The following is a 22,527-nucleotide window of genomic DNA, read 5'->3' on the forward strand; positions in this document are numbered from 1 at the left end:
AGTGGTCATCGTGAGCTTGAACCGTGCTGAGACCGCGCTCAGAGTGCGGCGACCTTCTCCCACCGGGCGTAGGGAACGCCTTCACCGTTGTTCACCGACGCCGTCACCCGCACCGGGTCGCCCTTGGCGAGCGGCAGGCTGTGGATCAGTGCAGGGACGTTCAGCTTGATGGTGTGCTTCTGCCGGTCGCAGGTGATGGGCACCGGGGAGGCCACCCCCCTTGGCGCGTCGATGTCCTTGTCCCGTTCGTCGGCCAGGCGCCATACCACTCCCAGGGACGGGTCGTCCTTCGGCTCGCAGGAGTAGGTGACGTTGACTGCGATGGCCGAGGTCGAGACCATCGTCACGGCGCCGATGGCGACGGTGTTGTCCTCGCCGAAGATGGTCGAGCCGTCGCGTGCTACGGCGGGAGCGGCGGTCGCCACGGCTCCCGCGCACACCACCAGGGCGGTGACAGCGGTGGCGGATGCGCGTCGGCCGGCGCGTGCAATGCGCATTGCGTTCTCCTTCTGGTTCGCTGAGGGCGGCGCCTCCGGCCGGCATGAGCCGACAGGGGCGAACGGGACGCACGTGTCGCTGCGGCGGGGGCCTCGCCTCGCAGCGGAGTAGGCCCTGTTGGCCCGTACTCGCCGCCACGCTTCCACCGCCCCGTGCGTCCCGGACACCGCACAGACAACCCGACAGAGCTCCTGGCGCGATCCCGGACCGCTCTCGGTCGCGCTTGCACCGTGGAAATCGGCCCCGCGCCGCATCGCCAACTCCGCCTGCGTCGCGACCTCCGGCACCTGGCACCTGGCACTAGGGTGCGTCTTCGGATGGTGGATCCGGGTGCTACGCCGTCATGAACTCACCGACGCGGAGTGGGATCCTCGTTCGCAGCGAAGATACCGGTGTAGATGACCGTGACACCGCGGTCCACCGCGGTCCACCGCGGCACGCTCCGCTGCCGTCACCAAAGCGGCCCCCACACCGCGGCCGCGATGTTCATCCAGGACCACGGTGTGGATGTCGGCTCCGCGAAACTGCACCCGTCGGTCCGTTCCACGCGCAATCCGCTTCGGGGCGCCGGACAGCGCCTCTCGGCGGGGGTCTGCCCCGGTGCATCCGGCGATGACCGCGACAGGGAAGACGGTGACGGCGGAGAATGGCGGTATGGAGCCGGAGCTGGGTGAGGTGACCCTGGACGTTGCGCCGACGCCGCGGACGGCGGTGGCGTGGCTCCCGCCGCCGGAGCTGTGGCCGCCGATCCAGGACATCCGCTGGGAGCACGACCCGCAGGTGCGGCGGTGGCCGCCGCACGTCAACCTGCTGTTCGGGTTCGTACCCCAGGAGGAGTTCGGGCGGGCGGCTCCGCTGCTGTCCGCCGCTGTGGCGCGGATCCCGCCGTTCGCCGCCCGGCTGGCCGGGGTGCACATCTTCCGGCACCGGGCGTACGCCACTGTTTGGCTCGACCCCGCCGCGGCGGGCATGACACCGTGGGCCGGCCTCTACCGGTCGCTCGCCGAGCGGTTTCCGCGCTGCGCGAGTCGTCGCGCTGAGTTCACCCCGCACTTGTCCCTGGGCCGGACCCGGCAGCCCAAAGAGCTCGCCGCCGAATGCGCCGCCCGACTGGGCCCCCTGTCCGCCCAGGTCACTGAGGTGGTGCTGCTTTCCCGCCAGGGAGACGGGCCGATGAGCGCCTACGCAACCATCGCCCTGGGCAGCGGCGTCCTGCGCCGTCGGCGACCCGCCCGCTGAGAGATCAGCGCGGCCCGGGTTGTCTGATCTCCAGCTGAAGATGATTACGCCATCAGGGTGAACGTTGACCGTGCACCCTTGTCACGCGAATGGCACTGTGAAGCGCAATATGTGATGAACCGGTAGGCCGCCCATCCGTGGCGGACAAACGACCAGGGCGTGGCTGTGCCGGTGTCTCTGCATTCCGAGTGACAGGGGTGAACCCTGTCGAGCCGGTGCCACGCAAGAGCCCTTGCGGTGCCGTGCGTTGGATGCCCCCTCCTCTGCCGGCCGATGGCTCCCGTGCCGATGGCCGGTACACCCAATTCCTCTTCCTCTGTCCCGGCGTGCAGTGAGGAATGTCCCCATGCTCATCTCTTTGAACCGACGTTCACGGCGACGGTGGTGGCGGCGGGAGTCGGTGCGGGGACGCCCACGGGTAGGGTGACGTTCGCCTTCGTGGGCGGCACGCCGTCCGTCATGGCCACATTGAGCGGCGGCCTTGCCACAGTCACACACACCTACACCACGACGACGGGCGGTCCTTTCACCGTCACCGCCACCTACAGTGGCGACACCAGCTTCACAGCGTCCACCGGCACCGACACGCAAACCTGACCGCCGCCTGCAGCGGTGACATCAACTACAGGTCTTCTACCGGCACCGGCACCCATACGGTCACCTGACAGGGCGTGTCAGGAGGGCGGGCAGCCGAACCAGTGCACGGCGCCGTTCTCGGAGGTGTAGCCCAGGCACCTGATGGTTCTGTCGTGCCGGGTCTCGGTCCGCTCGACTCCTCCGTCCAGAGTGTCCCCCTTGTAGTGGACCTGTACGAGGGTGTCGATCTCGACGGTGTACCAGCGGCGCTTGGTGTCCGGGATGCTACAGCGGTGGCCGGTCACGTCGGTGCTGGGCCCTGCGTCCCACATGTCGCGTTCAGCGCGGTCGCAGTGCGCACTGTCGGCGGCGTCGGCGGTGCCGGCGCCGGTGCCGAGCAGGGCCGCCGCACCCATGGTCAGCGCCGCGGTGGCGCCGAGCAGGCGCTTCAGAGCGAGGTTCATCGATTGGTCCTCCTGCCAGCCGTGGTGACGGGCGGGAGTCGCCGTATCACCTTGGAGTGATAGTCACACTTATCCCGGATGTCCGGCCCGGCAGCCGGGGGCGCAGTCCCCCGACCCGGTGACGTCAGTGATGCCAATGCAGCAGGCCGCGGTCACACCCCACGGTGACCAGGCCGTGCCGCTCGCAGCGCAGGCCCGCGTGGAGGAGGAGCCCGGGCGGGCCGCTATGCGGCGTTCGCGCGGCTGCACGGCTGGGAGGGTCATGAAGCCGGGCTCCGCCTGGGCGCGTACACGACATCCGCTTCCGGCGGCGCTGCAGCGACGGCCCGCGGGATGGGCCCCGGACGGGGGGAGGGCATTGCAGGGCACTGCCTGGTCCCGCCGCCGAGCTGTGAGGGGAACGACAACGCCATGGCTGATGCCGACGTGACTTGCGCCCACACTTCCCACCGGCAGGTGATCAATTCGTATGGACCTGCGCTCTTGAGCACCTTGTAGTAGTCGCTGCTGGAGAGCTGGAGCCGGAACACCATGCCGTATCACTTGCGGATGCCGGCGACCGTCGCCGACTCCGGCTCCGGCAAGAACCGCTGAACCGACGGATCGTTCCTCGCGGCGTACGGCTCCTCGACCAGGCGCTTGGGGCCGTGGTCGTGCACGGGGTCCCAGGTCAGCGACCCTCCCCAGGCGAACACTTCGCTGGGGTCCAGCGCCTTCGGGCCGTTGGGGTTCGGGCCGTTGTTCCGGTAGTAGGCGAGCAGTTTGCTGCCGGTCTCGTCGTGTGTGAACGGTATGTCCGGATCGCTCGCCCCTGCGGTGAGTATTCCGTCGACGACATCGTCCATGTGCCGGGGATCGGCACCGTAGTAGGCGGTGACGGTCATCCAGCACTTGATCTTGTACGTATCGCTGCCGTCCTGGAAGAACGGCTGCTTGGTCTTCCCCGTCTGGCAGTTGTCCCGCACCACGACCATGCCGAGGGTGAGCGGAGTGCGGTCGGCGTACTTCCGCACCATCTTCCGCAGCCGTTTCTCGGCCTTCTGCCGGACCTCGACCGTCTGGCTGCTGCCGGCCAGTGCCCGGGCCTCCTTGGGACTCACGGCACGATTGCCGTGAGCGCAGGCGGTGACGGCGCACAGCAACAGGGCGAAAAGCCGACCCGACTTTGCTCTCATCGCCGGTCTCCCTCCATGGTCGGTTCCGGGGCAGCCCCGCAAGGGCTGCCCCGGAGGGATCACCGGTGATCGAAGCGATCACAGGTGATCGTCACAGGCCCATGCCTGCCATCGTGCGCTCAAGGGAGTTGGCGTACAGGCGCGCACCCTGGATCTTCGGGTGGAACGACTGGGCCGACAGGCCGTAGTTCCTGAGCTACGGCCAGTCGTTGCTCGGGTTGTCGGACTTCACCAGCGTCTTGACGATGCCGTGGACCTGCTCGGGGTCACCGCACACGCCCTTGCCCTGGAAGTCGCTCGCCGGGTTGGAGTACCACACCTTGGCGCCGTGGATGTTCGCGTCGTCGGCTGCGCCCTGCATCGCCGCCGCCAGCGTGCCGGCGGTGTCGTTGAGCCAGCCCGCGGAATCCGAGGACAGGCCGAGGGGACCGATGCTCAGGCAGGAGCCCTTGTCGGAGAGCGGCGGCGGGTACCCCATGAGGACGATCTTCGCGTGCTCCGCCTGGGCGTGGATCTCCAGCAGCGTCCTCATGATGTCCGGGCGGACGATCTCGCTGATGATGCCCGGCACGGCCGTCTCCAGCGTCTGGTTGACGAACTTCTTGTCCCGTCCGTTGATGGGGCCGTCCACGTCCCCGTCCTCGAACTTCTTGTCCTTGCAGTTGCCGCTGCCGACCGACATCAGGCAAATGTGGCCGGTTTTCTGTGGCTCAACCGCGCCCCTCGTGGATGACCCCGTTCAGGCCGACGTCCCACTGCGGCGCAGCGCCGCGCGGTGCCCCGTGCAGGGCCCGGCCGCGGAGCTCGAAGCGCCCGGTTGGCATGGGTGCCTGCGGTTCCGCTTCCACAGCGGTTGTAGAGGGCGCAGAGGCCGCCACCGATGTACCCGGCTCATCCCCGTGCGCGGCCCGGAGGCCGGCGGCCTGGTCGCACTCGCGCGGTCGGGAAGAGGCGCCACGCCGAGGGCCGCGCGGGTGATTGTTCCGACGACCGGTCCACCGGAAATCCCCTGGTCCCAGCGAATCGGCATACTGTCCGAATGCGGATGCAGCAGAAGATTCCCGCCCTGATCCACCAAACCTGGAAAGACACCGATGTACCTCCGGAATGGGAGGCGTGGGCCGACTCTTGGCGGCGGCGCCATCCTGGCTGGGGGTACCGTTTGTGGACCGACGCGGACAATCGCGCATTCCTCCAGGAGCACTATCCGTGGTTCCTGCCCGTCTACGACGGCTATCCCGAAGCGATCATGCGGGCCGACGCAATTCGCTACTTCCTGCTCGACCATTTCGGCGGGCTCTACGTCGATCTGGACTTCGAGTGCCTCACCCCCGTCGACGACATCCTTGACGGGCACGAACTCGTCCTCGGCTGCGAACCCGAGGCGCACACACGGCTGCTGCTGGCCCGCCAGCGCGGATTCGGGCGCATCATCGGCAACGCGTTCATCGCCTCACGCCCGGGCCACCCCTTCTGGGCCCATGTGCACCAACAGCTCGTCGGCTCCCACAAGTCGCCCAGCGCACTGGACGCCACAGGTCCCTTCTTCCTCACCAGAGCGGTCGACAGCGTCCCGGATCCTGCCTCGGTCACGGTCCTCGCTTCGGAGGTCCTCTACCCCGAAGTGAGCCCCTACGCGACAGAACTGTTCGGCCCTCAGGAAGCCGACTACGAACGCGCCTACGCCGTGCACCACTGGTCCGGCAGCTGGGTGGGAGACACCCCGGGGGCCCCGCGGCCCTCCGTCGGCAAACGGTTCCCGTTCTGGGCGAGCCAGGAGCTGCACCCCCTCGCCGACGGCATGCTCAGCCTTGACGCGCAGCGCCGCCGTTGGGCCTCGGACGCGCCCGCGCCGACGGTGTCGTGCCTGATGGTGACCAAGGACCGCTCGTCGACCGCCCGTCGGGCGATCAGGTGCTTCCGCGCGCAGACCTACCCGAACCTGGAACTGGTCGTCGTCGAGGACGGTACGGACGACGCCCTCGAAAAGCACATTCGTGAGCTGGGCGATCCGCGGATCCGCCATCACCGACTCCCCCCGGAGAGGCGGCCGTTGGGGGAACTGCGCAACGAGGCTGTGGACCGGGCGACCGGGCCGTACGTATGCCAGTGGGACGACGATGATCTGTACGACCCGGAGCGGGTCGAGACACAGATGGCGGCGATTCTCGCGCTGGAAGCCGACGCCTGCTTCCTCGCCCGGGAACGGCTGTGGTGGCCCGATCGGCGCAAGCTCGCGATCTCCTGCGTGCGCGTGTGGGAGGGGTCGATGGTGTGCGCCAAGGACCGGCTCCCGCGCTACCCGGCGCTGCGTCGGGGCGAGGACACCCCGGTGGCGGAAGGGGTGATCCGCGGATGCCGGGTGGTCTCGGTCGACGCGCCCGAGCTGTACACCTACGTGTGTCACGGCAGCAATACGTTCGGCGAGTCCCATTTCGCGCAGCACTTCGACGTGGCGACCGAGATCTGGGCCGAACCCGGCGCCTACGCCGAACGGTTGCAGGCCATGGCGACCCGGTTGCCGATCGAGCCGGAGGACGTCGTCCACGCCGAGACGGGCCCCGCCGCCGCCCTGGCCTGCGAGCAGGGACCGCGGACGGCCGTGGAGCCCGCCCCGGGACCGGCGAGCGAGCGGCCACGGGTGCTGGTGCTCACCCCCGTCAAGGACGGGGCCGCATTCCTGCCCCGCTATCTGGAGAGCCTTCGCGCCCTGGACTACCCGCGCGAGGCGATCTCCCTGGGCCTGCTGGAGGGCGACAGCAGGGACACGACACGAGAACTGCTCCAACAGGTCCTGCCCGGCCTCGAGGCGGAGTACCGGCGGGTCACCCTGGTGCACCGCGACTTCGGCCTCCAGCTGACGGGCCCCCGTTGGGAGCCCGGAGTCCAGCGCCGACGCCGGTCGGTACTGGCCATGGCCCGCAACCACCTGCTCTCCCGGGCCCTTGCCGACGAGGAGTGGGTGCTGTGGCTCGACGTCGACGTGACCGACTACCCGGCCGACCTGATCCAGCGTCTCCTCGGAGCGCGCAAGGACATCGTCGTCCCGCACTGTGCCACCACGGCGGGCGGACCCACGTACGACCTCAACACGTTCGTCCTTCACCGCAGGGCCGGCACGCTCAACTGGTCCCAATGGCTTCGCGACGGCATCCTGCAGCCCCCCAAAGGGTTCGGCCGGACCTACCTCGACGAGTTGCGCGGGCAGGGGCTGGTCCGCGTCGACTCCGTGGGTGGCACGGCACTGCTGGTTCGCGCCGACCTCCACCGTGACGGCCTGACCTTCCCGTGCTTTCCGTACCAGCACCTCATCGAGACCGAGGGTCTGGCCGCGATGGCCCGGGACATGGGCACCGCCTGCTGGGCCCTGCCCGACCTCGAAGTGCTGCATCCGCACCACGCCCCGGACCCGGCGGGCGTCGGGGCCGTGTCCCCGTCCTGACCGACACAGGCCGGTGTGCCGTCCCGGCCGGCCCGGTCGGTGCACCGGCCTGACCGATCCGCGCCGACGCAGAAGCACCGTACGGGGACTGCAGCACTCGGAGTAATCGTTTTGACGCGGAAAGTGAGTAAATCCTACGGTGGCGCCACTGCCCCGGTCGCGGAACGTACCGGCCGTGCAGGGCAAGTCCCAACCCTCGAACGAGAGGCCCCACCGTGAAATCCCGTGTCATATCCTCACTGGCTCTCCCCGCCGCACTGGCAACCGCCGGACTGCTGAACGGCGCGGAGGCGGCCTATGCCGCATCCGTCACTTCGGACTCGCCGGCCACGTCGGCGACGTCCGGGCACCCGGAACAGGTGATAGGCGGCGTCGCCGTCACCTCCGGGGCGGAGCATCCCTGCACGCCCATCGGCAACATGACCATCACCGACTACGGACACTGCTGCACCCCCATCGGCAACATGACCATCACCGGCTACCACCACTGCTGCACGCCCATCGCCAACGTCGTGTTCTGCGACTACGGGCACCACGGGCACCTGTACCCCTTCGAGGGCTAGGAGCGTCGACGGCGCTCCACCACGAGTGGGTGATCCGGCGGTCCGCTGCGACACGGCCGTCCAACAGGGCCTGAGGAGGGCCGCCGGCACCCGGCAACGCGGAATCGTGCCCGCCCGATACCGCTGGGGCCTCATCCGCCCGCTCCCGTGCTGCCCCGCCCTGTCCCTTCCCGTTTCCGTTCTCGTTCCGAAGCGAAAGACGGCGCATGCCCCACAGATCCGATCCCGTGGTTTCGGTGGTCATCCCGTGCCACAACTACGCCCGCTATCTGCCCGAGGCAGTGTCCAGCGTGCTTGGCCAGACGTTCGACGACTGGGAACTGGTCATCGTCGACGACGGCAGCACCGACAACACCGTCGAGGTGACCGAGGACCTGATCGCCCGGCACCCCGACCGACGCCTCCGATTGCTCCAACAGGCCAATGCCGGGGTCTCCGCCGCGCGCAACACCGGAATCGAGGCCGCCGCCGGCCGCTACATCCTTCCCCTGGACGCCGACGACATGATCGCGCCCACGATGCTGGAGAAGACGGTCGCGGTGCTCGACGGCGATCCCGGCGTCGCCATCGCCTCAACCGACGTGTTCACCTTCACCGACGACGATCTGCCCCCACAGGTGATGCCTCTCCCCGCCTACAGCAGAGAACTGCTGCTGCAGCGACTGATCATGTTCTACTGCTCGCTGTACCGCCGTGAAGCGTGGCAGACGGTGGGCGGATACGACGAGAACATGCGGGCCGGGGAGGACTGGGACTTCTGGATCGGCTGTGCCGAGCACGGCTTCGATGCGTACCACATCCATGAGCCGCTGTTCGGGGCGCGCAACAAGGACACCGGACTGCACCTGGAAGCCGCCGAGAACGACCTGGCCATCCGGGCCCGGATCGTGGCCAACCACCCGGACCTGTTCAAGCCGATCACCCGAGACTGGGCACACGCCGTGCTGAGTCAGGACGCGGAGGCCTGCCTGCGGGACGAGCACGTGCCCGACGACATCCTCACCCGGGCCGTCGAGATGGACCAGTTCCTCACCGCGGTGATGGCCCTGCAGAGGACCACGCGGGTGCAGTACTACCACATCCGGCGCCTGGAGAAGGCGCTGGCCGCTCACAGCGGAACCGTCAACCCGCCCAGTCAGGGAAGGGAAGAGGCGCCGACGGCATCAGCCGTGTGACGTGGTGCAGGGAAGCGGGGGCGTCACTGCACCCGCGTCCTGCCGGGCGGCTGTGCCCTGACGCGTTGATGGGCCTGACTTCCAGTCGGTTCGCCGTCACACGCGCGGTTGAGCCGAGCCGCACGCCAGGACACTGCGGTCGCACTGCACCGGTAACCCGGCACCCTTCGCGGGTCGCAGGCGATCCTGTCCGCGGATATGTCACAGCATCGGAGAGCCGGAACCCAGCCCGGTGAGACTGAGGCCGAGTGAACCAGGTCCCCAGCTCAGCCGCGAGTTGACCCTCCCCTTACGTCGGGCTTGAGGCTGTATGCCGACGAAAGGGCAGGTGCATGAGCTGCTCCGTGGGACAGGTCTCGGGCTTCGCCGGGGTGACGGTGCGTACGTTGCACCACTACGACAAGGCGGGCCTGCTCTCGCCCAGTGAGCGCAGCCACGCCGGTTACCGGCTCTACAGTGACGCCGACCTGGTGCGTCTCCAGCAGATCCTCTTCTACCGCGAGCTCGGCTTCTCCCTCGCTGAGATCGCCGCGATCTTCGAGGACCCGCAGGCGAACGCCCTGCACCATTTGCGGGCCCGGCAGCGGCAGTTGAGTGAGGAGATCGCCAGGCTGCAGCGGCTGGCCGGGGTGGCGGAACGGGCGATAGAGGTCCAGCAGACCGGGGTCTCCATGACCCCTCAGGAACGCTTCGAGGTCTTCGGTGAGATTACCTTCGACCTCAGCTATGCCACCGAGGCAGAGCTGAAGTGGGCGCACTCGCAGGGACAGCGCGAGGCGATGGCGCGCGCGGCCGCCCATACCCAGGACGATTGGCGGCAGCTCATGGGCGAGGCCGCCGCCTGGCGCGCGGAGCTGCTGGCGGCCTTCGACGAGGGGGAGCCGAGCGACGGCGAGCGGGCCATGGACCTCGCCGAGGAGCACCGCCTGCACATCTCACGCTGGTTCACCTCCTGTCCGCCCGACATGCACCGGCGCATCGCGGACGACTTCATCGCCGACCCGCGCGCATTCGCTCTGGTCGTACCGCCGTCGCAGCAACGCCCGGGCCTGGCCGCCTACACGTGCAACGCGCTCCACGCCAACGCGGCCCGCCACGCAGGTGGCCGCACCGACTCCGAGGAGGACCGATGAGGATCCTGATCGCCGCGGCCGGATCGCGCGGCGACATCGCGCCCTACACGGGCCTGGGCGCCGAACTGCGCCGGGCCGGATACGACGTCGCCCTCGCCACCACGGAAGCCTTCGCGCCCCTCGTACGCGACGCCGGACTGGAATTTCGACGCCTCCCCGGCGACACGCGAGCCCACGGGGGCGTCACAGGCAGGCGTGACCTGATGCGTGCCGCTGCCGCCTTCATCACCGAACTGGGCCAGGGGTTCGCCGACGCGATGGCCGGCGGCACGGACATGCTCCTGCTGTCGACCACCACAGCCCCGCTCGGCTGGCACCTCGCCGAGGCCACGGGCACACCGAGCCTTGGTGTGTACCTCCAACCCGCCGCGCCGACCGGTGACTTCCCGCCCGTGGTCACAGGCTCTCGCTCCCTGGGCCGCCCCGCCAACCGCATGGCCGGACGCTTCGCCCTCCGCATGGCCGACCGTGTCCACGAACAGGCGGTCGCACAGCTGCGCCACCGCCTCCAGCTGCGCCCGGCGTCCCCTTCCCAGATGCGCCGACGGCAGGAACGGGTGAACTGGCCCATCTTGCACGGCTTCAGCACGGCACTGGTGCCCCGCCCCTCCGATTGGCGCACCGGCCTGGATGTCGTGGGCAACTGGTGGCCCCATCACGATCCGTCCGAACGGCTGCCCGCGGATCTGGAGGACTTCCTTTGTGCCGGACCCCGGCCCGTCCTCATAGGCTTCGGGAGCATGGCGGCCGGCGACGGGGACCGGCTGAGCGAGCTCGCCGTGCGAGCCCTGCGCCGCGCCGGGCTGCGCGGCATCCTCCAAGCCGGCAGCGCCGGGCTGGCTGCCGACGGCGACGACATCCTCACCATCGGGGACGTACCGCACGCCCTGCTGTTCCCACGGCTGGCTGCGGTGGTCCACCACGCTGGGGCCGGCACCTCGGCCGCCGCGTTGCGCGCCGGAGTACCCGCGGTCGCCGTACCGGTGACTGCCGACCAGGCCTTCTGGGCGGCACGACTTGCCGCCCTCGGCGCCGCGACCGACCCGATCCCCTTCCGATCCCTCACTGCCGAACGGCTCGCCGACGCACTCGACCAGGTAGTGAAGCAGCAGAGATACACACGGGCCGCCGCGAGAGCCGCGCAACAGATGGTGACCGAGGACGGAGCAGGCCTGGCCCTCAAGGCCATTCAGCAACTGGCCAACGCATGATGCCGATCCGATCCCGGCCAGGTGCACCGCCAGAGTGCGCGGTCGTGACGTTCGCCGATGAGGCTGACGTCGGCAGTTGGCCAGTTCTGGGAGCTTTGGTTCAGCCGCAACGCCAGTAGGGTCTTCTTGGCATGCCCACATAGATTCAAAGGGGGAAGAAGTGAGCATTCCAACGAAATTAGCCGGTGTGGCCGCAGCCGCGCTGACAGCGGGCCTGCTGGTGGCCGCACCGGCTTCTGCCGAGCCGACGGGACCCGCCGCGACGTGTCCGGGAGGTTTCCACCCTTCGACCAGCGGTGGTGAGGCTGCCTGGACAATCGAGTGCGTCGGCAGCAGGGTCGTCATCGACGGCTGGGTCCGGGACACGGACGCCGACGGGAAATGCGCCTACGTCAAGGCGTTCGCGCCCTTCACCGACGGCGCGACACGTAAGGAAGCCAAGGCCTGCCCGAAAGGCACAACCACGAAGTTCACCTGGGAGGCCAACGGCACCGAGATCAGGGCCTACCTGTACGTGGCATAGAGCCGCACCCGCCACGGCGCTCGCCTTCTGTGGATCAATCGCCGTCCTGCGGCAGGCAGCGTCTCATGTTCTGCAAGCGAGCGCGTCCGGCGCTGCCGAGGCCGGCCGAGTGACGAAGACAAAGGTCAACTACGGCACACGAGCCCGGAAATACGGTGATGAGCCCCACCGCTAAGCGCGGCGGGGCTCATTCTCCTTCGCCGCCCGGGTTGGGGGCGACGTCATCACCGTTGGACGCTGCGGCCTCAAGGAGAGTCCCGGTGGCAGCGGCGCCTCCGAAGGAGCATTCCGCGCGGCGCCGCGACGCTTCACGTCACCGGGCCAAAGATCGGATCTCCTGCCCGCCTGAAGGCGAGGATTCCCGTCGAAGACGAGGGGATGGATGCCGTGGCGGGAGGCTGTGTTCGGTGAGCAGGAGGGCGATGTCGTCGGCACGGTAGGAGGAGTCGCGGGCATGGTGCAGGAGCCGGTCGGCGAGTTCGTCCAGTGAGTCCGCACGGGCGTGGGCCAGTGACGCTCGCAGGTGGTCGATGCCCACGTCGATGTCGGTTCCGGGCTTCTCGACCAGACCGTCGGTGTAGAGGGCGAGGATGGATCCCGGCGGGAGGTCGATGCGGGTTTGTGTGTAGGCGCTCGCGTGATCCACTCCGAGGAGTGGTCCGATGTCGAGGTCAAGGGCGTCGGTCGTGCCGTCGGGGCGGCGGAGCAGGGGTGGGGGGTGTCCGGAGGTGACGGCGTAGGCGTGCCGGCTGTGGGGTTCGAGGTGGATGTAGCAGCAGCTGGCCAGCAGGTTGGAGTCGAGGTCGATGAGGGTTCGGTTGACGCCCGCCATCACGTCGCCGGGCGTATGGCCCGCAGCTGCGAAGGCCCGTACCGCACTGCGCAACTGAGCCATGGTGGCCGCGGCGGCAATGCTGTGCCCCTCTACGTCGCCGATGACGAGACAGACCCCGCTGCCGGTGGGGATGGCGTCGTACCAGTCCCCGCCGATGTCCATACCGCTGGTGCCGGGCAGATAGCGTGCGACGGTGCGGATACCTGGGACGTCCGGCAGCCGGTGCGGCAGGAGCGCCTGCTGCAGGCCGTGCGCGACGGCGAACTCCGAGTCGTACAGCCGTGCGCGCTCCAGAGCCTGGGCGATCAGTCCGGCGAGTGCGGTGAGGACGCCGCGGTCCTTCTCGGTGAACTGATGAATCTCGTCGAAGCCGAGCACGCAGGTGCCGACAGGGCGGCTGGAGGCGATCAGTGGCAGATACGCCCAGGAGCTCACGTGGCCCGTGGGGATGCCTGGGTAGCCCCGGGCGAGGTCCTGCTGCGACTCGATGAAGAGCGGAGCACCGGACGTCAGGGTCTCCGTGCCTGGCAGCCGGGCGTGCAGCGGGACACCCTCCAGCCAGTCGAGGAACTCTTCGTGGTGGCCGGTGTGATGGAGCCGGTGCATTGTTCCGTTGCGGACCACATAGATCGCCATCTGCTGGCCTCCGAAGGCCGGCAGGAGCTGGTCGGAGACAACCTCGCAGACCTGCCGTGTGGTAACCGCCTCGGTCAGCGCGCTGCCGAGCTGCAGGACGTGGTACATGACGCCCAGGCGCGCTGGTGCGGTGGCGGGTGCGGCAGTGGCCGGGGAGGAGGGGGCTGCAACGGCCGATGCGGGACCGGGGACGGGGACCACCCGGCCGGTTACCCCGTCGGCCTGGGGATGCAGGGAGAAGGCGAGCCACTGGTCGGGCGATCGGCTCGCGAGGAAGGAGGACGGCGTCTGCGAGATCATCGCGGATCGGTGCCGGTACTCGACCCCAGGGTCGGACAGCCACGGCAGTACGTCCCACAGAAAGCCGCCCAGAACCTCGTCGGCGGAAACGTCCAGCAGTTGCAGGGCGCTGTGGTTGGCGTAGGTGACTCGCCCGTCGGGGGCGAGGGAGAACAGTCCGTCCCGCAGCCGTTCGACCGCTGCGACGGCCGCATTGCCGGCCCGGGCGTCCACGACGGCGCCGATCAGGTGCTTGCGTGCCCGCGCGTCGTCGGCTTCCGGTACGCGGCCCCACAGCTCGACCGTGCGGTACCTCTCGCCACCGTCGCTGTGATCCCGTACGCGCAGGCGCCGCGCGGTGACCGGACCCCCGTCGGCTGCTTCCCTGGCGCAGGCCCGAAACGCGGCGAGATCACCGGGGTGCAGGCACGCGGTAAGTGTTTCGGCTCGTCCGTCGAAAGCGGCAGGGTCGAGTCCGAAGATCGCGCAGAGCGTGCTGTCCACGCTGAAGGTGCCGGAGCCGAGGTTCCAGTCGAACAATCCCACCCGCATGGCCGCTGCCGAGGGAGCCGGAGCCTCGACGGGAACCGTCTTCGGGCCGCATTCCACGGGATCACCGGTACGGGCGCGCAGTGCGGCCAGGGTGTCTCCGAGCCGACTGGCGACGGTCCGCAGGTGGCGGCGCTGGGCCTTGGACAGCCCTTCGCTGCCCGGTGGCGCCGCCCACACGATCGCCAGCGATCCGAAGGCCTCCCCACTCGCGCGCACCGGCACGGAGCAGGAGCCGAAGGCATACGGCAGAGCCACCGCGAGCTGGGGATACCGCCGCATCGTCTCCTCTGCGTTTGCCAGGTGGACCGTGCGCCCGGAGTTGTACACCACGGCGACCGGTATGGGACTGCTCACCGGAATGAGGCGCCAGCCGCCCAGCAGCGACGGCGGCACCCCGCACGTCGCGGCGAGCACGATCGACCGGCGGTCGCGGGAGCGAAGGAAGATGCTCCCCGCGTACGCGCTCGTTCCTTGGACGGCTTCCACAACGGCTGCGGCGAGCGCATCCTCACGCTCCGCTGCCTCGCCGTCGATCATCCCGTGCATACATCCAGTGTGCGCAGGTCAAGCTGTCAGGGCCCAGGGCGGAAACCGCGCAGCGAACCGCTCGGCGGTTCCGAACGCGGGTGTCCGGCCCAGGCTCTAAGGCTTCCACCCGACGGTTCGTTCGGCCCAGGTGATGAGAGCGCCGTTGCCGTCCTCTTGATCAGCGAGCGGCTGGCAGGTGAGGCACAACTCGTGGTGTCCCTGGGAGGTGATCACGCTGCCCCAGCCGTTGCATTCTTCGCAACCGATCGCCCAGGCGGCGTTGGCACGGGGGTTTGGAGCGGGAGAGGCGATGCCCATGTGACTCTCCTGGCGGTCGGCGCTTTGCCCGGCGGTGCGCAGCATCACCTGCGCGATGTTCAGTTTATGGGGTTTATGTCGGCTTGTGTACCCTTAGGTCCATTTTTGCTGTGCTTTGCGAGCTCGGCGTCAGCCCGCCCCCGGGGAGTCCAACGCCGTCGCCGAGCTCCATGGGCGGATGGGCTGTTCGTTGAGCGTCGGGGCCCGGGCGATCAGGTGGGGGCGCAGTCGTTTGGAGCGGACACGTCGTCCCTGCAGGCGGTCGATGAGCAGGCCCATGGCATGCTCGCCCATCTCGAACATGGGTGAGCGGATCGTGGTGAGGGGCACGGACATGTCTGCGGCGACGGGGATGTCGTTGTATCCGACGACGGCCACGTCGCTGCCGGGCCGCAATCCGTGTTCCCGCAGGGCTCCGACGACGCCGATGGCGGCGGTGTCGTTGACGGCGAAGATGGCGGTGGGGCGCGGGTCGAGGTTGAGCAGTGCCGCGCCCGCGGCGTGGCCGCCCGCGGTGTCGAAGCGGGAGGGCAGGACGTAGTCCGGCAGGAGGGGGAGGCCGGCTTCGGCGTAGCGGCGTACGAAACCGGTGGTGCGCTCCACGCCGGTGCTCGCGTAGGGCTCCCCGGCGGCGACTCCCACGCAGGTGTGGCCGAGCTGGAGGAGGTGTTCGGCGGCCAGCCGTCCGCCGAGGAGATCGTCGGTGGTCACGGACAGGTGTCCGGTCAGGCGCCGCGAGACCAGGACGTAGGGGATGTTCCTGCGGGCAAGGATGTCGACCAGGTCGTCGCCGTCAAGCCGCGCGTCCCCCAGGACGATGCCGTCCACCCGCCGTGCCAGGAACTCTTCGAAGCGTTCGCGCCGCAGCACGGGGTCGTCGGTGGTGTTGGCGACGAAGGTGGCCGAGCCGCCCGGCCGGCCCGAGCGCGTCCGGTTGTGGCCTCCGATCCGGGCGTCGGCGGACGGCATCAGGGCGTGACGGGAGCGGCTGGTCGCCGAGCGGCTGCGGCAGCCGTTCAAGCAGGCCTTCCGGGAGATCTACCTGCTCACCCCCGCCGAGGAGGAGACCGGTGTCTACTCCAACCGGTTCGCCGCCCACATCGTCCACTACCGGCAGCTCTACGCGCTGTTCAAGGAACGCGGCTGGCAGGCCAACTTCCTCGGCCGCTACAACGGCGGCTACGAGGGTACAGCCCGGGCCCGGTTCGGCGACGGCCGGTGGCGGGCCTGCTTCCACCACGAGCCCGCCGCGGACGACGGCGGCGGCTACGCACCCGAGCACGCCGCGACGGACCAGGTCCGCTTCGAGCGGCGGGACGGCCGCCGCTGGCGGGAGGTACCGCTGGCGGAGGTGCCGCCGCTGGGGTTCAGCGAGGCGATGCGCGACGTCGACCTGTTCGTGGGCGTGACTTCGATCGCCGCCGATCCCGACTGGACCGACCGGGGTGAGGACCGCTATGCCGGGTACCGGCGCACGGCCACGTTCGGTGCGCTCACGGCGAGCGCCGAGGTGCGCCGCGAGGCACTGGAACGGATCCTGCCGCGCCTGAAGATCACCGGCCGCTGCTCGCTCGACGGCCGCTTCCTGGTCGTCCGAGGCGATGTGCGCACGTACAGGATCCACCTGGGTTCGGCCAACATCCTGATGGAACCGGATGACAGCTACCTGTGCATCGTCCCGGCGCGGCGCCCGGGGACCGGCAAGGTCTTCCTGCCCTTCGAGGACGATCGGCTCGCGCTGATCCTCAGCAAGGCGTTTCTGCTCGCCGCCGACACGAAGATCACCGACGAGACCATCCTCATACAGATCAAGCGAGGTGCCTGATGGCCACCGTGACGTTCCGGGACGAGACCGCGACGGGTAAGCCGCTCACCGAGTGGGAGGTCGCCGGGCTGCCCGAACGGATGACCGTACGGGAGCTGATCAGGCTCCGGGTCCGCGAGGAGGTCGCCCGGCACAACGCCCGCCCGAGCGACCGCTTCAACGGCCTCGTCCGCGCCGACGACGCCGAGACGGAGCTCAACGGCTATCGCCTTCGAGAGCCCCGCCGCATCAACTGGGAGCGCCAGGCCGAGATCGCCGAGCACGCCTTCCTGGCCAACGGGTTCTTCGTACTGGCCGGCGATCGACAGGTCGAGGACCTCGACGAAGTCGTGGATCTCACCGCCGATCCGGGTCTGGTCTTCATCAAGCTCGTCGCGCTGGTCGGCGGCTGAGAGACCGGCGGTTCCCGGCCGACAAGTGCTGAACCGCGGGCATCGCCGCTGGGATCCGCTCCAGGACTCCGCCCGCGAACACGTCGTACAGCGGCAGCGTCTCCAGGTGGACGTAGCCGATGTGACAGTCACAGACGGCCAGCGGGCACGCGCGCGGACGCAGTGCCCGCCGGTAGGAGCCGTCGTACAGGTTGCCCAGCTCCGACCGTACGAAGTGGCAGCGGCGCACCGTGCCTTCGCCGTCCACCGAGATGACGGACACTCCCGTACGGCAGGGCAGGCCCGCGCTGCGGTGCGGGTGGCGGCTGTACGGGAAGAGCGGGTCGAGGGCGGTCCACTGGTCGGCTTCGGCGTCGGTGTAGGTGTGCCCCTCGGCGGCGTTGACCCACAGGTATACGTGGGCGGGCAGGTCGGCGCGCAGGCGGCGCGCGTGCTCCAGGTGCTCGGGAAGGCCGACGACGCCGACGCTGTGGCGGACCCCACGGATGGCCAGGTCGTGACACTTGGCCAGGAACCGGTCGTACGGCGTCTGCCCGGGGTGGAAGGTGCACCACAGGGCGAGGGTGTCCAGGTCGGCCGTGTCCAACCAGTCCGTACGGCAGCTGAGGTTGGTCTGTATCGCCACCCGGCGGACGTGCGACAGCCGGCTCAGTTCCGCGAGCGTCTGCCGGTACCAGGAGCGCACCAGGCCCTCGCCCCACGGAGTGAACAGCAGGGAGAGCCGGTCGTCCTTCTGTGCGCCCGCCCATGCGGCGAAGCGCTCCAGCGCGTCGCGGTCCGCGGTGAGCTGGGCGCGGCTGTCCCGGCGCTTGGCGAAGGGACAGTACGGGCAGTCGTAGTCGCACGACGCCAGCGGGCCGCGGTAGAGGATCGTCAGGTCCATCGGGCTCCGTCACTTCGGTTCGTAGGCGGCCATGCGCTCGCGCACGGCGGAGGAGAACAACTCGGGGCCCAGGGCGTCGGAGTGGGCCAGGCCCTCGGGGGAGAGCCGGAGCAACTCCGGGCCGGCGCAGTCGTCCAGCCAGCCCCGGTCGCGGAACCGGTCCAGCTCGTCGGCGAAGTCGGCGCCGGGCGCGGTGCCGAAGCGGGTCCGGTAGTCCGCGACCGGCATGCCCTCGGCCTGCAGCAGCGACTGCAGCAGATGGCGGCGCCGGGCCTCGTCCCCGTTCATCTCCCAGCCGAAGTCGGCGTGGCGGAAGTCGTCGGCCGAGCGGGCGGTGTAGCCGTCGATGATTCCGCGTATGTGGCGCATGTCCACGGCGTAGTCGAAGGAGTAGTGCAGGGCGGAGGTGTACGAGCGGGCGCCGCAGCCGAGGCCGACCATGCCGTCGGTCTGGCACGCGTAGTCCTCTGCGCCGGTGACGGGGGCGTCCTGACGGCGGAACATGCGCATCGACACCTGTTCGTAGCCGCGCGCGAGCAGGTGGTCGCGGCCGTGGCGGTACAGCCGCAGCCGCTGATCGTCCCACTCGGCTTCGCCGCGCACCCGGTCGCGATGCCGGCCGAGACCGGTGAGCGGGCGCACGTAGAGGGGGTAGAGATACAGCTCCTCCGGCTGCCAGGCGAGGGCGGCTTCGAGGGAGTGAGTCCACGACTGCTCGGTCTGGCCGTCGATGCCGTAGATCAGGTCGATGTTGAGGACGGGGATGGCGGCGTCGCGAATCCGGGCGAGAGCCGCTTCGACGTCCGCCCGGCGCTGTGGGCGTACGGCCGTTTGCGCCTCGGTGTCCATGAAGCTCTGCACGCCCAGGCTCAGCCGCGTGGTGCCGCGGTCGGCCAGCACGGCCAGCCGGTCGGCGGTCGCCGTGGCGGGCGAGGCCTCCACCGACAGCGGTATCGCGGTCAGATCGGCGCCCAGGCCACGCTCGGCGAGATCGCACAGCCGCTCCAGCTCCGCGGCCTCCAGAAACGTCGGAGTGCCGCCGCCGAAGGCCGCATTGGCGAACCGAGCCCCCTCGCCCAGCGCCTCGCGCACCGCGGCCGCCTGACGGTCCAGCGCGTCCAGGTAGGCGGTGATCAGCCCGTCCGGCGCCCCGATGCGGGTGAAGAGATTGCAGAATCCGCAGCGCACTTCGCAGAAGGGAATGTGGAAGTAGAGCGAGAGGGCGTCCTTCGGCTCGTCCGCCCACAGCTCGCACAAGGATGCGCGCTCCCGGCGCAGCGGGCGGTACGCGGTCTTGTGCGGATACGCGTAGACGTACTGCTGGTACGGGCGGACGGCGGGCGTGGGCGCTGCTTCGGTGCTGGTCATCGGGCCTCGTCGACGAAGAAGTGGGCATAGGGAACCGTCCAGACGACGTCATGGCCGATGCGGTGACCGTTGTAGCCGTCCTCGCCGTACGCGGTGCCGTGGTCGGAGCAGACGATGGCCAGGCACGGACGGCGGCTGCCGGCCGCCGCCAGCAGCCGTCCCATGTGCCGGTCCACGTACTCCAGCGCCGCGGCGTGGGTGGCCCGCGTGTCGCCCGCCTCGCGGGTGGCCCCGGAGAGGTGGAACCAGTTGGGCTGGTGCAGGGCCGACACGTTCACGAAGAGGAACAGGCGCTGCTCGTGAGGGAGCCCGGCCACGACCTTCTCGGCACAGGCCACCTGAGCCTCGAAGGAGGTGGGGGACGTCACCCCGAACTCCGGCTCCCAGTGGCTCTCCTGGAACATCCCGGGCAGGACGGAGCCCAGCGGCCCCCGCTTGTTGAAGAAGCCCACGCCGCCGATGCATACGGTGCGGTAGCCCGCGGCGGCCAGGCCCGACACCAGGTCGGGCGTGTCGTAGACGAAGGTGCCGCTCGCGGTGGTCTCACTGCCCGCGAAACGGGCGGCGAAGAGCCGCGGATGCGGGCCCGGGGCGGCCGGTGTCGGCAGGAAGCCCGCGAACATCGCCTGGTGGGAGGCGTAGGTGAAGCTGCCGGGGGCGTGCCGGCGCTCCCAGGTTCCGCCGGGCAGATGCCGGGCCAGGTTCGGGATGCGTCCGGCCGCCGCGAGCTCCCGTGCCACGTCGTAGCGGAGTGTGTCGAGCGTGACCAGCAGGAGATCGTGGCTGCCCACGATGTCGTTCATGTCAAGTGGTGGTGTCATGGTGGTGCTCCTCGCGTTCCGCTCTGCGCAGGGCGGCCGGTGCCGCGGCGACCTGCGCGGCGTAGGTGTCCAGGCCCTCGGCGCCGCTGCCGGGCAGGCCGGTCAGGTGGGGGAGCAGGTCCCCGAAGGCGTTCACCTCACCGACGGTGAAACGGCGCCATCCGGTGGCCGGCAGGATGTCCACGCCGACGCACAGCGTGCCCGGGAAGCACGCGGCTGCTCGCTCGGCCGTGTCCAGCACGTCGGCAAACCTGCCGCCCGCGGCCCGGATCGCCGTGCGTGCCGCGTCCAGGTCGCCGCGCGCGCCACCGAGGTGCAGATTCGTCATGGGGTGCCGGCTGGTCCGTACCACGGCATGCGTGGCGCGCCCCGCGACCACGACCACCCGCAGATCGGCGGCCCGGCCGCCCTGCGACGCCTTGGGCAGCCACCGCTCGACGTGGATCCCGTCCGGGACCAGGGCATCGACAAGGGCGGCGACCTCGGTCTCCGAGGTGTAGTCGCGCACCCGCAGTGAGTTGTACAGGCGGCCGTCCGGCGTGGTCTCCACGGAGGTCGTCGCCTTGACCCGGCCGGGGCCCGCCACCGACAGCGCCACGACACCGGAGCCCGACGAGCCGTGTGCCGGCTTCACGAACGCCCGCGAAATGCGGGCGGCCTTCAACTGCTCCCTGAGCCCCTCCCAGCCCCCGACCGGACCCGTCAGGGCCGGGGGGACCGGGACACCCGCGGCGGCGAGCCGGGCATGGCAGCGCCGCTTGTCGAACATGACCGCGACATCCTCCGGGTCCGCGGACGTCGCCGCGCCCGCACGGTGCGCCGCGCTCGTCACGTCCCGGACCGCAGTGGTGAAACGACGGTGCCACCGAGCCGTTCCCTCGACCCGAGCCGGATCGTCGGAGCCCCGCAGCAGCCGGTCGACCTCTGCGTTCTCCCCAGGGGAGTCGATCCGTACCCATTCGCCCGGCTTGAAGGCGTACCGCCCGCGCAGCACGTCCCGCCACGCCAGCACGCGTGGTGCCGCGTGACCCGCCGCGCGGACGGCATCGGCGAACATCGTCGTCCGCCGGTTCTCGGGATTGCCGACGACGGCGAACTGAACGCCGAGACCGGGCGCCGGGCTATTCGGAGACAGCGACATAGCGCCACTCCTGGTCCCGCCAGCGGCGCGGAGTGCGGGGGTCCGACAGGCCGACCTCGGTTCCGGCGGAGGCGACAGTCGTGCGGATCCGGTCGGCCACGGACTCACTCAGGAAGTGGTGGTGCAGGTCCAGCCGCTTGAGATGGGTCAGCGGCTGGCCGTGGAGCAGGGCCTCGGCACCGGTGTCGGTGAGGGTGCCCATCGACAGGCTCAGCGATTCCAGCTGCGCCACCACTGCCGCCGAGGCCATCGCGGCCGCGATCTCGTCCTGCAATTCGCTGTCCTGAAGACCGAGATGGCGCAGCGCCGGGAAGCGTCCGGCGGCCAGGATCGGCGCGAGGTCGGCGACCGTCGCGTCACCGCCGTACTGGGACACGCCGAGCCACAGTTCCAGGCGTTCCAGGGCGGGCAGTTCGCAGGCGCCGACCGCCCGCACCACCTGCCCGGGCAGACCACCCGACTCGAACCGCAGTACCCGCAGCGCGTCGTGACGCACCGGGCGCAGCGAGAGGGGTTCCTCGCCGAGCCCCTGCGAGACGCCGCCGCGCACGGCGAACTCCTCCAGCAGCGGGAAGGCCTCCAGAACGGGAGTGACATCAGTGAGCTGCAGCCAGGAGATCTCGCACTCCTCGCCGGTGACGTCGGCGAGGAACAGGGCACGCAGCGCGGGGAAGCGCTCCGCGTCGGCCAGGATCAGCTCCAGCGCCGGCCGCAGATCGCTGTAATCCTCCTCCCACCAGGGCCCGATGACGAGGGCCCGTACATCCGTGCTCGGCACCCGCTCCGCAAAGCTCTGCCACAACTCGGCGAACGGCATCTCCCCGGCCTCGAAGCAGTCCTGCCGCCAGGCCACGCCGTCTGCGGCCGGAAGCGCCCCTTCACCTGGCTCGGGCAGGGTGAAGACGGGCAGCCCGTGGAAGGTCTCGAAGTGATCGGCGAAAGTCATCACG

Annotated in this window: 23 protein-coding genes and 1 pseudogene; 11 read left to right on the plus strand and 13 right to left on the minus strand. The window is 69.7% G+C overall.

The annotated features are described in order from the left end of the window. Window positions 1-38 precede the first annotated feature (38 nt). Together AB0A61_RS30685 and AB0A61_RS30690 are read right to left on the minus strand one after the other, a co-directional pair. On the minus strand, window positions 39-497 hold the full coding sequence (locus AB0A61_RS30685; protein ID WP_361299379.1) for a hypothetical protein: 459 nt from the start codon (window positions 495-497) through the stop codon (window positions 39-41). Between the two features lie 342 nt (window positions 498-839). After that, window positions 840-1,028 (minus strand): GNAT family N-acetyltransferase, encoded by a 189-nt coding sequence (locus AB0A61_RS30690; protein WP_361299382.1) that lies wholly within the window; start codon window positions 1,026-1,028, stop codon window positions 840-842. 82 nt (window positions 1,029-1,110) lie between these two features. Between AB0A61_RS30690 and AB0A61_RS30695 the strand changes: the two genes are divergently transcribed. After that, window positions 1,111-1,737, plus strand: a complete 627-nt coding sequence (locus AB0A61_RS30695; protein ID WP_361299385.1) for a 2'-5' RNA ligase family protein — start codon at window positions 1,111-1,113, stop codon at window positions 1,735-1,737. Between the two features lie 288 nt (window positions 1,738-2,025). Then, window positions 2,026-2,334 carry an Ig-like domain repeat protein gene (locus AB0A61_RS30700; RefSeq protein ID WP_361299485.1) on the plus strand — a complete coding sequence of 103 codons (309 nt, stop codon included), beginning with the start codon at window positions 2,026-2,028 and terminating at the stop codon, window positions 2,332-2,334. Window positions 2,335-2,411: 77 nt separating this feature from the next. Here AB0A61_RS30700 and AB0A61_RS30705 read toward each other — a convergent pair whose 3' ends face one another. From AB0A61_RS30705 to AB0A61_RS30715, 3 genes are all read right to left on the minus strand, one after another. Then, on the minus strand, window positions 2,412-2,777 hold the full coding sequence (locus AB0A61_RS30705) for a hypothetical protein (protein ID WP_361299388.1): 366 nt from the start codon (window positions 2,775-2,777) through the stop codon (window positions 2,412-2,414). A 539-nt stretch (window positions 2,778-3,316) separates the two neighbouring features. Then, the gene (locus AB0A61_RS30710) at window positions 3,317-3,952 is read right to left on the minus strand and encodes a hypothetical protein (RefSeq protein WP_361299391.1); all 636 of its coding nucleotides are present in this window, start codon (window positions 3,950-3,952) and stop codon (window positions 3,317-3,319) included. 196 nt (window positions 3,953-4,148) lie between these two features. Then, window positions 4,149-4,634 (minus strand): hypothetical protein, encoded by a 486-nt coding sequence (locus AB0A61_RS30715; RefSeq protein WP_361299394.1) that lies wholly within the window; start codon window positions 4,632-4,634, stop codon window positions 4,149-4,151. Window positions 4,635-4,997: 363 nt separating this feature from the next. Between AB0A61_RS30715 and AB0A61_RS30720 the strand changes: the two genes are divergently transcribed. From AB0A61_RS30720 to AB0A61_RS30745, 6 genes are all read left to right on the plus strand, one after another. After that, complete coding sequence (locus AB0A61_RS30720; RefSeq protein ID WP_361299488.1) at window positions 4,998-7,394, plus strand: glycosyltransferase; 2,397 nt, start codon at window positions 4,998-5,000, stop codon at window positions 7,392-7,394. Between the two features lie 215 nt (window positions 7,395-7,609). Then, window positions 7,610-7,957: a hypothetical protein gene (locus AB0A61_RS30725; RefSeq protein WP_361299397.1), complete on the plus strand. Its 348-nt coding sequence runs from the start codon at window positions 7,610-7,612 to the stop codon at window positions 7,955-7,957. A gap of 206 nt (window positions 7,958-8,163) precedes the next feature. Next, complete coding sequence (locus AB0A61_RS30730; protein ID WP_361299400.1) at window positions 8,164-9,132, plus strand: glycosyltransferase; 969 nt, start codon at window positions 8,164-8,166, stop codon at window positions 9,130-9,132. A gap of 332 nt (window positions 9,133-9,464) precedes the next feature. Continuing rightward, on the plus strand, window positions 9,465-10,265 hold the full coding sequence (locus AB0A61_RS30735) for a MerR family transcriptional regulator (protein WP_361299403.1): 801 nt from the start codon (window positions 9,465-9,467) through the stop codon (window positions 10,263-10,265). Continuing rightward, the gene (locus tag AB0A61_RS30740) at window positions 10,262-11,476 is read left to right on the plus strand and encodes a glycosyltransferase (protein WP_361299406.1); all 1,215 of its coding nucleotides are present in this window, start codon (window positions 10,262-10,264) and stop codon (window positions 11,474-11,476) included. Before AB0A61_RS30735 ends, AB0A61_RS30740 begins: the two co-directional genes overlap by 4 nt. 160 nt (window positions 11,477-11,636) lie before the next feature. Next, window positions 11,637-11,999 carry a hypothetical protein gene (locus AB0A61_RS30745; RefSeq protein WP_361299409.1) on the plus strand — a complete coding sequence of 121 codons (363 nt, stop codon included), beginning with the start codon at window positions 11,637-11,639 and terminating at the stop codon, window positions 11,997-11,999. A 313-nt stretch (window positions 12,000-12,312) separates the two neighbouring features. On the opposite strand, the gene AB0A61_RS30750 is transcribed toward AB0A61_RS30745, so the two are convergent. From AB0A61_RS30750 to AB0A61_RS30760, 3 genes are all read right to left on the minus strand, one after another. Beyond that, window positions 12,313-14,847, minus strand: a complete 2,535-nt coding sequence (locus AB0A61_RS30750) for a SpoIIE family protein phosphatase (protein WP_361299412.1) — start codon at window positions 14,845-14,847, stop codon at window positions 12,313-12,315. Window positions 14,848-14,943: 96 nt separating this feature from the next. Next, on the minus strand, window positions 14,944-15,195 hold the full coding sequence (locus AB0A61_RS30755) for a hypothetical protein (protein WP_361299415.1): 252 nt from the start codon (window positions 15,193-15,195) through the stop codon (window positions 14,944-14,946). 81 nt (window positions 15,196-15,276) lie between these two features. After that, window positions 15,277-16,167: a substrate-binding domain-containing protein gene (locus AB0A61_RS30760; RefSeq protein WP_361299417.1), complete on the minus strand. Its 891-nt coding sequence runs from the start codon at window positions 16,165-16,167 to the stop codon at window positions 15,277-15,279. A gap of 16 nt (window positions 16,168-16,183) precedes the next feature. Between AB0A61_RS30760 and AB0A61_RS30765 the strand changes: the two are divergent. From AB0A61_RS30765 to AB0A61_RS30775, 3 genes and pseudogenes are all read left to right on the plus strand, one after another. Further along, window positions 16,184-16,234: pseudogene (locus tag AB0A61_RS30765) on the plus strand (hypothetical protein); the annotation flags it as partial. 264 nt (window positions 16,235-16,498) lie between these two features. Beyond that, window positions 16,499-16,972 (plus strand): hypothetical protein, encoded by a 474-nt coding sequence (locus AB0A61_RS30770; RefSeq protein ID WP_361299419.1) that lies wholly within the window; start codon window positions 16,499-16,501, stop codon window positions 16,970-16,972. Further along, window positions 16,972-17,364, plus strand: a complete 393-nt coding sequence (locus tag AB0A61_RS30775) for a hypothetical protein (protein WP_361299421.1) — start codon at window positions 16,972-16,974, stop codon at window positions 17,362-17,364. The genes AB0A61_RS30770 and AB0A61_RS30775 overlap by 1 nt, the downstream gene beginning before the upstream one ends. Here AB0A61_RS30775 and AB0A61_RS30780 read toward each other — a convergent pair. The 5 genes from AB0A61_RS30780 to AB0A61_RS30800 are packed head-to-tail and all read right to left on the minus strand — an operon-like array spanning window position 17,336 to window position 22,523. Next, complete coding sequence (locus AB0A61_RS30780; RefSeq protein WP_361299423.1) at window positions 17,336-18,247, minus strand: STM4011 family radical SAM protein; 912 nt, start codon at window positions 18,245-18,247, stop codon at window positions 17,336-17,338. The genes AB0A61_RS30775 and AB0A61_RS30780 overlap by 29 nt on opposite strands. 9 nt (window positions 18,248-18,256) lie before the next feature. Further along, on the minus strand, window positions 18,257-19,615 hold the full coding sequence (locus AB0A61_RS30785; protein ID WP_361299426.1) for an STM4012 family radical SAM protein: 1,359 nt from the start codon (window positions 19,613-19,615) through the stop codon (window positions 18,257-18,259). Beyond that, on the minus strand, window positions 19,612-20,418 hold the full coding sequence (locus tag AB0A61_RS30790; protein WP_361299491.1) for an STM4013/SEN3800 family hydrolase: 807 nt from the start codon (window positions 20,416-20,418) through the stop codon (window positions 19,612-19,614). Before AB0A61_RS30790 ends, AB0A61_RS30785 begins: the two co-directional genes overlap by 4 nt. A 1-nt stretch (window position 20,419) precedes the next feature. Then, on the minus strand, window positions 20,420-21,577 hold the full coding sequence (locus AB0A61_RS30795; protein WP_361299429.1) for an STM4014 family protein: 1,158 nt from the start codon (window positions 21,575-21,577) through the stop codon (window positions 20,420-20,422). Continuing rightward, the gene (locus tag AB0A61_RS30800) at window positions 21,558-22,523 is read right to left on the minus strand and encodes an STM4015 family protein (protein ID WP_361299432.1); all 966 of its coding nucleotides are present in this window, start codon (window positions 22,521-22,523) and stop codon (window positions 21,558-21,560) included. The genes AB0A61_RS30795 and AB0A61_RS30800 overlap by 20 nt, the downstream gene beginning before the upstream one ends. Window positions 22,524-22,527: the final 4 nt, after the last annotated feature.

This window comes from Streptomyces sp. NPDC046197, from assembly GCF_040646295.1.
Classification (GTDB): domain Bacteria; phylum Actinomycetota; class Actinomycetes; order Streptomycetales; family Streptomycetaceae; genus Streptomyces.